Below are 13,572 nucleotides of genomic sequence, written 5' to 3'. Positions count from 1 at the left end.
CATTGATTGTAACGGATAGCGGGTAAATGGACCACAAGAATGCCAGAAACATTCGTTTCAAATACAAATAAAATGAGCTATAAAGAAACCACAGAATGGATGTTTAGTCAGTTGCCCATGTTTCAAATGCAAGGGGCTTCGGCTTATAAGGAGGATTTAACGAACGCGTTGTTGCTAGTAAAACATCTGAAAAATCCTGAAAATAAATTCAAAACAGTTCACGTCGCGGGAACTAATGGGAAAGGTTCTACGTCGTCTATGTTGGCGTCGATTTTACAGGAAAGTGGTTATAAAGTGGGTTTGTATACTTCGCCTCATTTAAAAGATTTTCGAGAACGTGTTCGCATTAATGGCGAAATGATTTCGGAAGCATTTGTGGTGGATTTTGTGGCTCAAAACAAATCGTTTTTTGAAGTAAATGAATTGAGTTTTTTTGAAATGACCGTTGGTTTAGCATTTGATTATTTTGCGAAAGAGGCAGTCGATATCGCCATAATTGAAGTGGGAATGGGCGGAAGACTTGACGCTACAAATGTGATTACGCCGTTGATTTCAGTAATAACTAACATTGGTTTTGATCATACGCAGTTTTTAGGAAATACATTAGAAGCAATCGCAGGAGAAAAAGCGGGAATTATTAAGCAAAACACGCCAGTTGTAGTTGGTGAATATACTGAGGAAACTAAGCCGGTTTTTGTTGCTAAAGCAGAAGAAAATAATGCTCCGATTTATTTTGCTCAGGAAACTCCAGATGTTACTTATGAATGTGGTTTGCTAGGCGATTACCAAGTGCACAATAAAAAAACAGTTTTATTAACGACAAATTTGTTAAAAGCGTCATTTGATATTACCGAAGAAAACATAAAAGCCGGATTTAAAAATGTGGTTTTGAATACTGGTTTATTAGGAAGATGGCAAATTTTGCAAGAAAAACCTTTTGTAGTTTGCGACTCAGCTCATAATTCGCACGGTTTAAAAATTGTGTTGAACCAGATTCAAAAATATAAGTTTAAGAAGTTGCATATTGTTTTAGGGGTCGTAAATGATAAAGATTTGGCTAGTATTTTACCTTTATTTCCTAAAAACGCAATTTATTATTTCTGTAAACCAAATGTTTCTCGCGGTTTAAATCCTGAATTTTTACAACAAAAAGCAGCTGAATTTGTACTGCAAGGAAAATTATATAATTATGTTTCAGATGCTTACAAAAAAGCGTTAGAACAAGCCGATGAAAACGACTTTGTCTACATAGGCGGAAGTACTTTCGTAGTTGCAGAAATCGTATAAATAATTTCAAATAACGCTTGCATATAAAAATAAACGGTGTATATTTGCACTCGCAATACGGAAGTAAAGCGGTTTATTGGAGCGATTAGCTCAGCTGGTTCAGAGCATCCCGATTTTATCGGGAGGGTTGGAGGAACAGACCTCAATGACCAAAACAAATAAAATATTGGGGCGATTAGCTCAGCTGGTTCAGAGCATCCCGATTCTATCGGGAGGTTTGGGGAAATAAACCTCGATAACCAAAACAAATAAAATATTGGGGCGATTAGCTCAGCTGGTTCAGAGCATCCCGATTCTATCGGGAGGTTTGGGGAAACAAACCTCGATAACCAAAACAAATAAAATATTAGGGCGATTAGCTCAGCTGGTTCAGAGCACCTCGTTTACACCGAGGGGGTCGGGGGTTCGAACCCCTCATCGCCCACAAAAAACTTCAACAGAAATGTTGGAGTTTTTTTTTGCTCTTTTTTAAATAAAAAACTCCTTACATAAGGAGTTTTAAATCGATTAATTATATAATTTCTAGTGCCTTTTCTAAGGCCATTCCTCTTGATCCTTTGATCAATAACAAACTATTTGATGGTTTAAGATTTTTAAAATAATGCGAAAATGCGTTATAATCTTCAAAAAACAAAATATGATTACTTTCTGTTTTATTAGCGTAAAAGTGTTTGCCTACGAAATATGTTCTTATTTCAGCTTCAGAATCTATTAATTTCACTATTTTTCTGTGTTCTTCAAAGCTTTCAGTTCCTAGTTCAAACATATCTCCTAAAATGGCTATTTTGTTAGATTTGTCTAATTGTATGAAATTTGTAATCGCTGCTTGCATACTACTTGGATTAGCATTGTAAGCGTCTAATATAATTTCGTTTCTGTTTTTATGAATCAATTGTGATCGATTGTTTTCTGGAATATAATTTTCAAGGGCATCTTTTATATCTTCCTCACTTACTTCGAAATAAGTTCCTATAGTGATTGCGGCGTTGATGTTGTTAGCGTTGTAGATACCAATTAAGTTAGATTGAATTTCCAGTCCTTTAAATTCGATTTTAACCATTGGATTAGCTTCAACTTTAGTGATGATTACATCTGCTTCTTGGGTTGTTGAAAAGGTGAATCTGTTTAAGTTTTCAGATTTTTCTTTTTGAATGGAATCGTCTAAATTGATAAAAGCTAATTTTTTATTATTTTCAAGGTGTTTAAATATTTCGCTCTTTCCTTTTATAACGCCTTCGATACCTCCAAAACCTTCTAAATGTGCTTTTCCAAAGTTGGTTATATAGCCATAATCAGGTTGTGTAATCGAACAAAGAAGTTCAATTTCTTTTTGATGATTTGCACCCATTTCAACAATTCCAATTTCAGTTTGTTTTGTGAAGCGCAATAAAGTTAATGGAACACCAATATGGTTGTTTAAATTACCTACAGTAGCAATTGTGTTGTATCTTTTCGATAGTACTACGTTTATTAGTTCTTTTGTTGTAGTCTTTCCGTTACTTCCTGATAATGCAATTATTGGTAGTCCAAGAAATTTTCTGTGATATTTTGCTAATTCTTGTAAAGTTTCTAGTGAGTTCTTTACTAGAATCGTTCTGTCATCAATGTAATAATTGGAATTATCGATGACCGCATATTTTGCTCCTTCTGCTAAGGCTTTTTGCGCAAAGGTGTTAGCGTCAAAGTTATCACCTTTCAATGCGACAAAGAAACAATCTTTTTCAATTTTTCTCGTGTCGGTTGCTATTGAAGAACAGGTTAAGAATAAGCTATGAATTTTGTTGATGTTCATTTATAGAATGATTTAGTGATAAACGAAGATAAAAAAAAGCCCTTTCGTAAAAAAGGGCTTTCTAAAGTATTTTGTATGAAAAATTATTTTGTAGGATTCCCTCTAGGAGTTTTCTTGTTAGATTTTGGTCCAACTTTAGACATTGCACATCTAAATCCAATGTAATCAGTTGCCATATCTTGTGGGAAGTATCTTCTAGAAGCTGGGTCTAACCAGTATGCTCTATCTCTCCAAGATCCACCTTTGTAAACTCTTACGTCATCATTAATTAATGAAGTTCGTTCATCAGATTTGTCATATTGTTTAAGCATTTTCTTTTCAGTGCTTGTAGAATCTACACTAGCAGTAATTTTGTGCTTTGGAGATTCGTACATTCTGTTTTTTTCGTTTGCATTATCTGCATTCTCTTCATCAGAACCACCTGTTTTGAAGAAACGTGTAGATTGTCTATCACCATCTCTGTAATTTCTGTTGTCAGATGTTGAGAAATTAGTTCTTAAGTAAGTTTCATTCTCATCGACTGGAACTTGAGCAATTTGTCCAGGGAAATTTCTTGCCATGATTCTACCATTGCTTAAAGTATCATATTTAATCGTTTCTGAAGTAACTAATTCAACTGTTCCGTCTGCACCAATTTTATTTTTAGTATAAACATTACCTCTAAAGTAGTTAAAGTCATTCGCTTCGTCGTCTACTATAGGTCTGTAAACGTCTTGTACCCATTCCGCAACGTTACCAGCCATATCATATAAGCCGAAATCGTTTGCACCGTAACTTCTTACTTTGTTTGTGATGTCAGCACCATCATCAGACCATCCTGCAATCCCGCCGTAATCTCCTTTACCCTGTTTAAAGTTAGCTAATTGATCTCCTCTGTATTGTCTTTTTGAAGAACGAGTATACTGACCACTCCAAGGGTATTTCTTTTGACCTTTGTAAATGTTGTATTCTCTGTTTCCTACTAATGCTAAAGCAGCATATTCCCATTCCGCTTCTGTAGGAAGTCTGTATTCTGGCGTAATTAACCCAGAACTTCTTTGAGCATATACGTTCTTTGCATCTTCAGCAGCAGCTCTTCTTCCTCGTCCAGCTTCTTTTTTAAGAACAATTTCTTCATTTCCACCAAAAGATGTAGATGGACTATTAATATACGCTTCTGTATTAAAAGAATTTTCAGCTGTTACTTCAGTTCCTAAAAGAATTTTGTTGTCTCTTTTTAAGTAGCCTTCGCGTTCAAGGATACCTTCGTTTACACGGTCAGTTCTCCATTTGCTAAATTCAGTTGCTTGTATCCAATTTACACCAACTACCGGATAATCAGCATAACCTGGATGTCTCAAATAGTTATTAGTCATTGTTTCGTTATAACCCAAACGGTTTCTCCATACTAAAGTATCTGGAATTGCTCCGTTATAAATGTTTTTGTAATTTTCTTCGGTCGGAGGAAAAACTGTTTTTACCCAATATAAGTATTCAGAATACATTTTATTAGTTACTTCATTTTCGTCCATGTAGAAAGATTGAATGTGTTGCTGATTAGGAGTGTTGTTCCAATCATGCATTACATCATCTTGTACTTTTCCCATCGTAAAAGTTCCACCTTCTACTGGTACCATTCCTGGAGGAGTTTCTTGTTGTTTGTACTTGTCGTTAAACTGGAAACCACCCTTCTTGTCGTTAATTTTCCACCCTGTAGCTGAAGATCCGCCTTTCGTGCTTCCTTTTTTGCTACAACCTGTAAAACCTAATGTTAGCGCTACTATTACTAACATTTTCAAAGCCATAATTTTCTTAATTTTCATACTTTAGTAGGTAATAAATTCGAGTCGCAAGATAATAATTAAGTATTAATATGCAACACATTTTTAATTAATTGTAAAAAAAAATTAATATTTTGTTAAAATCCTTTTTACTAGAACGAAATTAAGCTTATTTTATTATAAAAATTAGATTTAAATGAAATATTTTTTTCTCTTTGTAATATAAATTTTAAATCTGCGTTTTTATACTGATGAAAAATACACTCCTATATATAACAGTTTTATTTGTTAGTAATTGCTTTGCTCAACAAGTTGAAACAATTGCATTGAATTGGAATTTACCAACTATATACAATCTAAGCGAAACCACAATTAATATTCCTCAATTTCAATCCGAAAATTTTAATTTTAATGTTGCTACGAAAGCGGTATCTTTTAGACAGGTTGTCGATTTACCGGGTTTATTACCAAAAGAAGCGCTACAAATAAAAAATATAAACTACCTAAATATAACCGATGCCGATTTATATGATTTAGATAGATCAGCTATTCCTTCGTCGATTAATGCTAAACTTGAAGCTATTAATGCTAGAGGCGAATTTAAAGGGCTTTTGGTTTTTAGTCCTATTATTAAAGAGAACGGAAATTATAAAAAAGTTATATCAATTACTTATTCTATCACCACCAATTTAGTTTTAAATCGCACAAATAATCAAAGTTCCTCTTCTGTTTCGTCGGTTACAAATTCTGTTTTAGCTTCTGGCAGTTGGTATCGTTTTTACGTTGAGAAATCGGGTGTTTACAAAATTTCAAAATCTTTTTTACAAAGTTTAGGTCTAAATGTGGCTGTAGATCCCAGATCAATTAAGATTTACGGAAATGGTGGGAGAATGTTGCCTTTATTAAACGATACCTCTTACCCGATGGATTTGGAGGAAAATGCTGTGCAATTTATAGGAGAAGAAGACGGTGTTTTTGATAATGCGGATTATATATTGTTTTACGCTGAAGGTGTTGATACTTGGAATACTGAAAGTTTAACTAGCGTAAATTTATTCGCAGACAAGTCTTATTATTACGTTACTGCAAACAGCGGAACCGGTAAGCGTATTACAAACGCGACAGAGCCTTCGGGAAATGCAACTTTAAGTTTTACGCAATTTGATGATGTTATAACCTACGAAAAAGATTTAGTGAATGTAGGAAAAGTGGGACGAAGATGGTTTGGCGAACAATTTAATGTTGAAAACACCCAAACATTTGATTTCACAATTCCAAATTTAGATACAAGTGTTCCGGTCGGAATTAAAATCAATACCGCTTCCAAATCTTTCGGAAATTCATCTTTTAATTTCAAAGCGAATGGTGCTAATATAGGCTCGATTTCTTTTTTTCCGCTAATTGCCTTTAGTGGTACGGAAGGTTATGAAACAACTTTAAATGCAAATTTTACTTCAACTTCACCAGTTATTTCTATAAACTTAACTTATAACAATGGCGGAGTTCCAAGTTCTAATGGGTACTTAGATTTTATCCGCTTAAAAGCGAAGAGAAATTTAATTGGTTATGGAAAGCAATTTTTATTTTTTAACGAGGCCGAACAAGCTAACATCGGTGTTGGTTCCTATAATATTACGAATGCAGCTGCAATATCTCAGGTCTGGGATGTTACCGATATTTATAATGTTGCAAAATATGAAAATATTTTTGGAGCTAATTTTAATTTCAAAATAAATTTAGGAGCTGTGAAAAAATATGTAGCTGTTGATGCTAATGATTTTTACTTTCCATTAAAAGAAGCAGCGGCAGCGGTAGTAAATCAAAATATAAAAGGGACTATTTTTAAGGATCTTTCAGGTAATTTTGAAGATGTAGATTATTTAATATTTACGCCACAGTTTTTAATAAACCAAGCAGAAACATTGGCTAATTTTCATAGAACAAATTCAGGACTTACGGTTAGAGTAGTAACTTTGGAAAATATATATCAAGAATTCTCTTCGGGAAAACAAGATATTGCAGCGATTAGAAATTTAGTAAAATATGTTTATTGGAACGCATCTTCACCAGATAAAAGAGTAAAATATGTGAATCTTTTCGGTGATGCTTCTTATGATTATAAAAAAAGAATAACCAACAACAACAACATCGTTCCTGTTTTTCATGGGTTTGACCCAGCGGATGCAGAAAACAATAATAATGCAAATATTTCATTATACTCGAGTTTTATGTCGGATGACTTTTTCGGATTAATGGACGATGGTGAAGGAACTATGACCGGTAGTTTTGATGGAATTGACATCGCTGTAGGAAGAATGTTAGTGTCTACACCTGCTCAAGCGCAAGAAATGGTGAATAAAGTTATCGAGTATCACGATGAAAAATCATACGGACGTTGGCGAAACAATTACGTAGTATATTCTGATGATGCTGATAATGCAACAGACGCTACATTGCAAGTAGGGCTAAATAATTTAGCAGATGTATTAGCCACTCAGAAGCCCTTTATAAACGTAAAAAAAATTCATACGGATGCTTATGTACAGCAAGTAGCGGCTGGTGGGGAACGCTATCCTGAAGCTAAAAAAGATTTCTTGGACGCTTTAGCTTTAGGCGGTTTGGTTTTTAATTATTTCGGACACGGAAATGAAGAGTCTCTTGGTAGAGAAAGATTATTTGAAAAGTTAGATGCGCAGCTCTTAACTAATAAATATCGATATCCATTGTTTATTACAATTACGTGCGAATTTACTCGTTTTGATGATCCAAATCGATTCACAGGTGGCGAATATATGTACTGGAACAATGCAGGTGGTGCAGCAGCGATGATTGCTACTACTAGACAAATCGGTGTAACAACAGGGCTTAATATGAATAATGTACTGAGTCAAAACTTATTTGCTTTTGGATCTAATGACTATCCTACCATAGCAGAAGCATTGCGAGTAACAAAATTATTTACAGGTTCTGATAACAGAAGAGTTGTTTTTTATATTGGTGATCCAGCGTTGAAATTAGCAATTCCAAAACCAAAAGTTGTTTTAACTAAGGTAAACGATATTCTGGTGGGTCAACCTTTACCGGTTCTTCAGGCTCTGAGTTTGGTGAAGATTTCAGGAGAAATTAAAGATGAAAATGATGTATTATTGGCTAATTATAATGGTGATTTAGCAGTTCAAATTTTTGATAAAGATATAAATAGAAGTACTTTAGGGAATAATGGTGTTGCGGATTCAAATGGCTTGATAAAAATGAATTTCACAACATTAGGAGAAACCGTTTTTAGAGGAAATGCTTCTGTTATAAATGGACAATTTGAATTTAGTTTTGTTGTGCCACAAGATATCCGAATTCCTGTGGGTAATGGAAAAATTAGTTTTTATGCAAAACGAAGCAATCCCATTTTAGAAAATCAAACGGGTTACGATAAAACAATCCAAATTGGTGGGGTTAACGTAAATGCTACAAGTGATACGAATCCGCCAACGGTAAAACTGCACATGAATGATGAAAGTTTTGCATCTGGTGGAATAACAAATTGTGCTCCAATATTACTAGCTTTTTTAGCCGATGAAAACGGAATTAATACTGCAAGTGGAATAGGACATGATATCATTGCTATCTTAGATGGTGATGAAACCAAGCCTTACGTTCTAAATGAATATTATGAAACTGAAAGCGATGATTACACAAAAGGCTTTGTTCGTTTTCCATTCAGAGACTTAGCGCCAGGATTGCACACGATTTTGTTTAAAGCTTGGGATGTCTATAATAATTTAGTTACTTCCGAAATTCAGTTTAATGCCATTTGTTCGGATGATGGTTTGCGTTTAGATAAGGTGCTAAATTATCCAAATCCATTTGTCAATTATACTGAATTTTGGTTCAATCATAATATGCCATTTGAGCAATTAGACGTGCAAGTTCAAATTTTGACGATTTCGGGCAAATTAGTAAAAACTATCAATCAGCAAGTTGTTACCGAAGGTTTTTTATGTAGAGAAATTACATGGGATGGTAGGGATGATTTTGGTGATAGAATCGGTAAAGGAGTGTATGTTTATAAATTAAAAGTTAAATCAGTTACAACAGGAAAATCGGCAGAAAAATATGAGAAACTTGTAATCCTGTAATAAAATACTATATTTGTTAAATTAATTACTATGAATAAAATGAAAAAAATTGCTTTAGTAGTGTCACTATTATTTATCGGTCAGATCGTAAAAGCTCAAGGAGATAATAGAGTAATCACGACAGGTGTACCTTTTTTGCTTATTGCTGCTGATGCTCGTTCTGCGGGTATGGCTGATATGGGAGTAGCCACTTCGGCAGATGCTTTTTCGCAACAATATAACCCTTCAAAATATGCATTTTCACTGCAGCAACAAGGTTTTTCTGTAAGTTATACACCTTATTTAACAAGTATTGCAAATGATATTTCTTTAGGGCAAATTACGTATTTCAACAGAATAAATGAACGAAGTGCGTTCGCTGGTTCGTTGCGTTATTTTGGTTTAGGAGATATCGAATTAACAGATGCGGTTGGCCAACCCTTGAATACAGTTAGCCCAAACGAATTTGCTTTAGATGGTTCTTATTCATTAAAATTAAGTGATCGTTTTGCAATGGGAATTGGCGCGAGGTATATTCGCTCTAGTCTAAAAATCGCATCAGATACAGGTGATGCCTCTCCAGCATCCTCATTTGCGGTCGATGTTTCTGGATATTTTCAGTCAGAAGAATTAGCTTATGATGATTTTAATGGGCGATGGAGAGCAGGTTTTAACTTTCAGAATTTAGGACCAAAAATCAATTACGATCAAGATAATCTAGAAAGTTCTTCAAATTTCCTACCAGCAAATATGCGTTTAGGTGGTGGTTTTGACTTTATATTCGATGAATATAATAAAATTGGTTTAACAGCCGAAGTTACTAAATTATTAGTGCCAACTCCTCCAAAAGTAGTGCTTGTTGATATCGATGGCGATGGAGATATTAGTGCGAGTGAAGAAAATACAGCTTACGCTGCCGCTAGTTTAGCATACAGAAAAATTGGTTGGTCAGAAGGAATTTTTAAATCCTTCAACGATGCACCCGATGGCATTTCAGAAGAACTAAAAGAATTTACTTGGGCTTTAGGAGCAGAATATATGTACCAAGATTCATTTGCATTACGTTTAGGATATTTTAATGAAAACGAATTAAAAGGGGCAAGAAAATTTTTCTCCTTAGGTGCGGGTTTTAAATATAATGTGGTAAAAGTTGATGTATCTTATTTATTCTCAGCATCAAAAGTTAGAAATCCACTTGAAAACACACTTCGTTTCTCACTAACATTCAATTTTGGTGATAGTTACGATGAACTTTAAACAAACATAAAAATTATATAAACATCCAAATTCTTCTCTTAGAATTTGGATTTTTTTTCCTTACTTATGAAACAAATTTCAATAAACACAATCATTTCAGTATTGTCGAAAGAAGAATTATCTTCAGTAGAAACTAATTTAATGGAACAAGCTTTTGAAGCTAGAAGCAAAGCCTATGCGCCCTATTCAAAATTTACGGTTGGCGCTGCTCTTTTGTTAGACAACGGAATCGTAGTTCAAGGCTCCAATCAAGAAAACGCTGCTTATCCGTCTGGTTTGTGTGCAGAACGCGTAGCTATTTTTTACGCAGGAGCACAGTACCCAAAGGCAAAAATGCTAAAAATGTTCATTACTGCATCTCCTATTGATCGCGATCTGGTAGAACCAATTCCGCCTTGTGGAAGTTGTCGCCAATCTATTGCAGAATATGAACTAAAACAAGACACTTCAATTGAGCTTTTTTTTATGGGAGCAAAAGGAGTAATTTATAAATCGGATTCGCTACAAAATATCCTTCCTTTAGTTTTCGATAAAAATAATCTATAGCTTTTTCGGAGTTATATTTGCGAATTATCATAAAAAAACAAAAAATCATAGAATTTAATTTTTTCAGTAAGGTTCTATGTAGTATTTTTGCTTTTCGTAAAATTGTGAAAAGAAACTAATCTTATTGCAATAAAATTGAATTAAATACATCAAACATAATGAAGCCAATAACCAAAGAAGTTTACCTTAAATGGTATGAAGATATGTTGTTTTGGAGAAAATTTGAAGACAAATTAGCGGCAGTTTATATCCAACAAAAAGTTAGAGGATTTTTACATTTATATAATGGTCAAGAAGCAGTTTTGGCTGGTGCTTTGCATGCTATGGATTTGTCAAAAGATAAAATGATTACCGCTTATCGTAATCACGTTCAACCTATTGGAATGGGTGTAGACCCAAGACAGGTAATGGCTGAGTTATATGGTAAAGTAACTGGTACCTCAAAAGGTATGGGCGGGTCTATGCATATCTTCTCAAAAGAACATCGCTTTTATGGCGGTCACGGTATCGTTGGCGCTCAAATTCCGGTGGGAGCTGGAATTGCTTTTGCAGATAAATATTTTGAAACTGGTGGTGTTACTTTAACTTATTTCGGTGATGGTGCTGCACGTCAAGGTTCATTGCACGAAGCATTTAACATGGCAATGTTGTGGAAATTACCAGTTGTGTTCATTGTAGAAAACAATGGATATGCAATGGGAACTTCGGTAGAAAGAACAGCGAACCATACGGATATTTGGAAATTAGGTTTAGGATACGAAATGCCTTGTGGACCAGTTGACGGAATGAATCCTATTAAAGTGGCTGAAGCAATGCATGAAGCAATGGAAAGAGCACGTCGTGGCGATGGTCCAACATTCTTAGAAATGAAAACATATCGCTACAGAGGACATTCTATGTCTGATGCGCAATTATATAGAACAAAAGACGAAGTAGAAGAGTATAAAAAAATTGACCCTATAACACAAGTGCTAGATGTCATTAAAGAAAATAATTACGCTACAACGGAAGAAATTGAAGTAATGGATAAAAGAGTAGCTGATTTAGTTGCCGAATGTGAGAAATTCGCCGAAGAATCGCCGTTCCCAGAAGTAAATCAGTTATACGATGTAGTATACGAACAAGAAAACTATCCATTCATTTCTCATAAATTATAAGAATATGGCACAGATTATAACAATGCCCCGTTTGAGTGATACAATGACGGAAGGAGTTGTAGCAACTTGGTTAAAAAAAGTGGGTGATACCATAAAAACGGGTGATATTTTAGCCGAAATCGAAACCGATAAAGCTACTATGGAGTTTGAATCTTTTTATGACGGTGTTTTATTACACATTGGAATTGAAGAAGGAGGATCAGCTCCAGTCGATTCTTTGTTAGCAATCGTTGGAACTGCGGGAGAAGATATTTCAGCACTATTAAATAAAAATACTGCTGAAAAAGAAACTGAAAAGGAGGCAACTGCTACAGCATCAAAATCTGAAGAATCTCCAAAAAGTGCAGAAATGCCAGCTGGAGTAAAAGTAATTACAATGCCGCGCTTAAGCGATACAATGTCAACTGGAACGGTAGCAACTTGGTTGAAAAAAGTAGGTGATTCTGTAAGTGAAGGTGATATTTTAGCCGAAATCGAAACCGATAAAGCGACAATGGAATTTGAATCATTCAATTCAGGAACTTTATTATATATTGGAGTTCAAGAAGGAGATTCTGCACCAGTAGATACAATTTTAGCAATTTTAGGACCTGCAGGAACTGATGTTTCAGCAATTGCAGCAAATTATAAATCAGGAACAGCTTCTGAAACTCCAAAAGAGGAGGAAGTTAAACCTGTTACTTCAATGGAAACAATCTCAAATGCACCAGTTCAAGCTTCTGGCGGTAGAGTTTTTGCTTCACCATTAGCGAAGAAAATTGCTGCAGATAAAGGAATTAACTTGTCACAAGTAAAAGGTTCGGGTGAAAATGGAAGAATTGTAAAAAGCGATATAGAGAATTTCACTCCATCGACTGTTGCAACGCCACGTCAAGCTGTTGCAGAGGCTACAAATAAAGTAGCTGCTGTAAAACCTTTCGTACCAGCAGGTGAAGTGTTCCAAGAAGAAATTAAAAATTCGCAAATGCGTAAAACCATTGCGAGACGTTTAGCAGAATCTAAATTTACGGCACCGCATTATTATTTAACTATTGAGTTAGATATGGATAATGCAATTGCTTCAAGAAATACAATAAACGGATTACCAGAAACGAGAGTTTCATTCAATGATATGGTAATTAAAGCGAGTGCGATGGCATTGAAAAAGCATCCACAAGTAAATTCGCAATGGAGAGAAGATGCAATGGTGATTAATCATCACGTTCATATCGGAGTTGCCGTAGCAGTTGAAGATGGTTTAATGGTTCCAGTATTGAAATTTGCAGACCAAATGAGTTTAACTCAAATAGGTGGAAACGTAAAAGATTTAGCAGGAAAAGCAAAATCTAAAAAAATTCAACCTTCTGAAATGGAAGGAAGTACATTTACAATTTCTAATTTAGGAATGTTCGGAATCCAATCGTTTACTTCAATTATCAATCAGCCAAACTCAGCTATTTTATCTGTTGGTGCTATTGTTGAAAAACCAGTAGTTAAAAACAGTCAAATTGTTGTAGGAAACACGATGGTAGTTACTTTAGCTTGTGATCACAGAACAGTTGATGGCGCAACAGGAGCACAATTCCTACAAACGTTTAAAGCGTTTATGGAAAATCCTGTGACGATGTTAGCATAGTTCTAAAAAAAATAAATATCTTTAAAGTCCCGAATTTCTTCGGGAC

At 34.7% G+C, this 13,572-nt stretch carries 8 protein-coding genes and 1 tRNA gene; 7 read left to right on the top strand and 2 right to left on the bottom strand.

Annotation, left to right across the window (positions count from 1 at the left end; genetic code table 11):
- Window positions 1-72: 72 nt before the first annotated feature.
- A complete protein-coding gene (locus T1L09_RS02125) occupies window positions 73-1,287 on the top strand; it encodes a bifunctional folylpolyglutamate synthase/dihydrofolate synthase (protein WP_322549290.1) in 1,215 nt (404 codons plus the stop codon).
- A 349-nt stretch (window positions 1,288-1,636) separates the two neighbouring features.
- Window positions 1,637-1,711 (top strand) — tRNA-Val (locus T1L09_RS02120).
- 87 nt (window positions 1,712-1,798) lie between these two features.
- Here T1L09_RS02120 and T1L09_RS02115 read toward each other — a convergent pair.
- Together T1L09_RS02115 and gldJ are read right to left on the bottom strand one after the other, a co-directional pair.
- Entirely contained in the window at window positions 1,799-3,079 is a 1,281-nt protein-coding gene (locus T1L09_RS02115) for a UDP-N-acetylmuramoyl-tripeptide--D-alanyl-D-alanine ligase (RefSeq protein ID WP_322549289.1), read from the bottom strand.
- An 83-nt stretch (window positions 3,080-3,162) separates the two neighbouring features.
- On the bottom strand, window positions 3,163-4,881 hold the full coding sequence (gene gldJ / locus T1L09_RS02110; protein WP_322549288.1) for a gliding motility lipoprotein GldJ: 1,719 nt from the start codon (window positions 4,879-4,881) through the stop codon (window positions 3,163-3,165).
- Between the two features lie 209 nt (window positions 4,882-5,090).
- On the opposite strand from gldJ, the gene porU reads away from it, so the two are divergent.
- From porU to T1L09_RS02085, 5 genes are all read left to right on the top strand, one after another.
- A complete protein-coding gene (porU, locus tag T1L09_RS02105; protein WP_322549287.1) occupies window positions 5,091-8,972 on the top strand; it encodes a type IX secretion system sortase PorU in 3,882 nt (1,293 codons plus the stop codon).
- A 39-nt stretch (window positions 8,973-9,011) separates the two neighbouring features.
- Window positions 9,012-10,208, top strand: a complete 1,197-nt coding sequence (porV, locus tag T1L09_RS02100; protein ID WP_322549300.1) for a type IX secretion system outer membrane channel protein PorV — start codon at window positions 9,012-9,014, stop codon at window positions 10,206-10,208.
- 66 nt (window positions 10,209-10,274) lie between these two features.
- Window positions 10,275-10,754 (top strand): cytidine deaminase, encoded by a 480-nt coding sequence (locus T1L09_RS02095; protein WP_322549286.1) that lies wholly within the window; start codon window positions 10,275-10,277, stop codon window positions 10,752-10,754.
- Between the two features lie 158 nt (window positions 10,755-10,912).
- Window positions 10,913-11,911, top strand: coding sequence for a pyruvate dehydrogenase (acetyl-transferring) E1 component subunit alpha (gene pdhA, locus T1L09_RS02090; protein WP_322549285.1), 999 nt, complete (start codon window positions 10,913-10,915; stop codon window positions 11,909-11,911).
- Window positions 11,912-11,915: 4 nt separating this feature from the next.
- Window positions 11,916-13,526, top strand: a complete 1,611-nt coding sequence (locus tag T1L09_RS02085) for a 2-oxo acid dehydrogenase subunit E2 (protein ID WP_322549283.1) — start codon at window positions 11,916-11,918, stop codon at window positions 13,524-13,526.
- Window positions 13,527-13,572 lie beyond the last annotated feature (46 nt).

This window comes from Flavobacterium psychraquaticum, assembly GCF_034497725.1.
In the GTDB taxonomy this organism is placed as follows: Bacteria; Bacteroidota; Bacteroidia; order Flavobacteriales; family Flavobacteriaceae; genus Flavobacterium; species Flavobacterium psychraquaticum.
Note: the sequence above shows the minus strand (reverse complement) of the source record. Positions and strands in the feature narration are given on the sequence as shown.

Bases quoted from the DNA above. Each gene is read 5' to 3' on its own strand.
- T1L09_RS02125 (WP_322549290.1), top strand. From the start codon at position 73: ATGAGCTATAAAGAAACCACAGAATGGATGTTTAGTCAGTTGCCCATG.
- T1L09_RS02115 (WP_322549289.1), bottom strand. From the start codon at position 3,079: ATGAACATCAACAAAATTCATAGCTTATTCTTAACCTGTTCTTCAATA.
- T1L09_RS02085 (WP_322549283.1), top strand. From the start codon at position 11,916: ATGGCACAGATTATAACAATGCCCCGTTTGAGTGATACAATGACGGAA.
- porV (WP_322549300.1), top strand. From the start codon at position 9,012: ATGAAAAAAATTGCTTTAGTAGTGTCACTATTATTTATCGGTCAGATC.
- porU (WP_322549287.1), top strand. From the start codon at position 5,091: ATGAAAAATACACTCCTATATATAACAGTTTTATTTGTTAGTAATTGC.
- gldJ (WP_322549288.1), bottom strand. From the start codon at position 4,881: ATGAAAATTAAGAAAATTATGGCTTTGAAAATGTTAGTAATAGTAGCG.
- pdhA (WP_322549285.1), top strand. From the start codon at position 10,913: ATGAAGCCAATAACCAAAGAAGTTTACCTTAAATGGTATGAAGATATG.
- T1L09_RS02095 (WP_322549286.1), top strand. From the start codon at position 10,275: ATGAAACAAATTTCAATAAACACAATCATTTCAGTATTGTCGAAAGAA.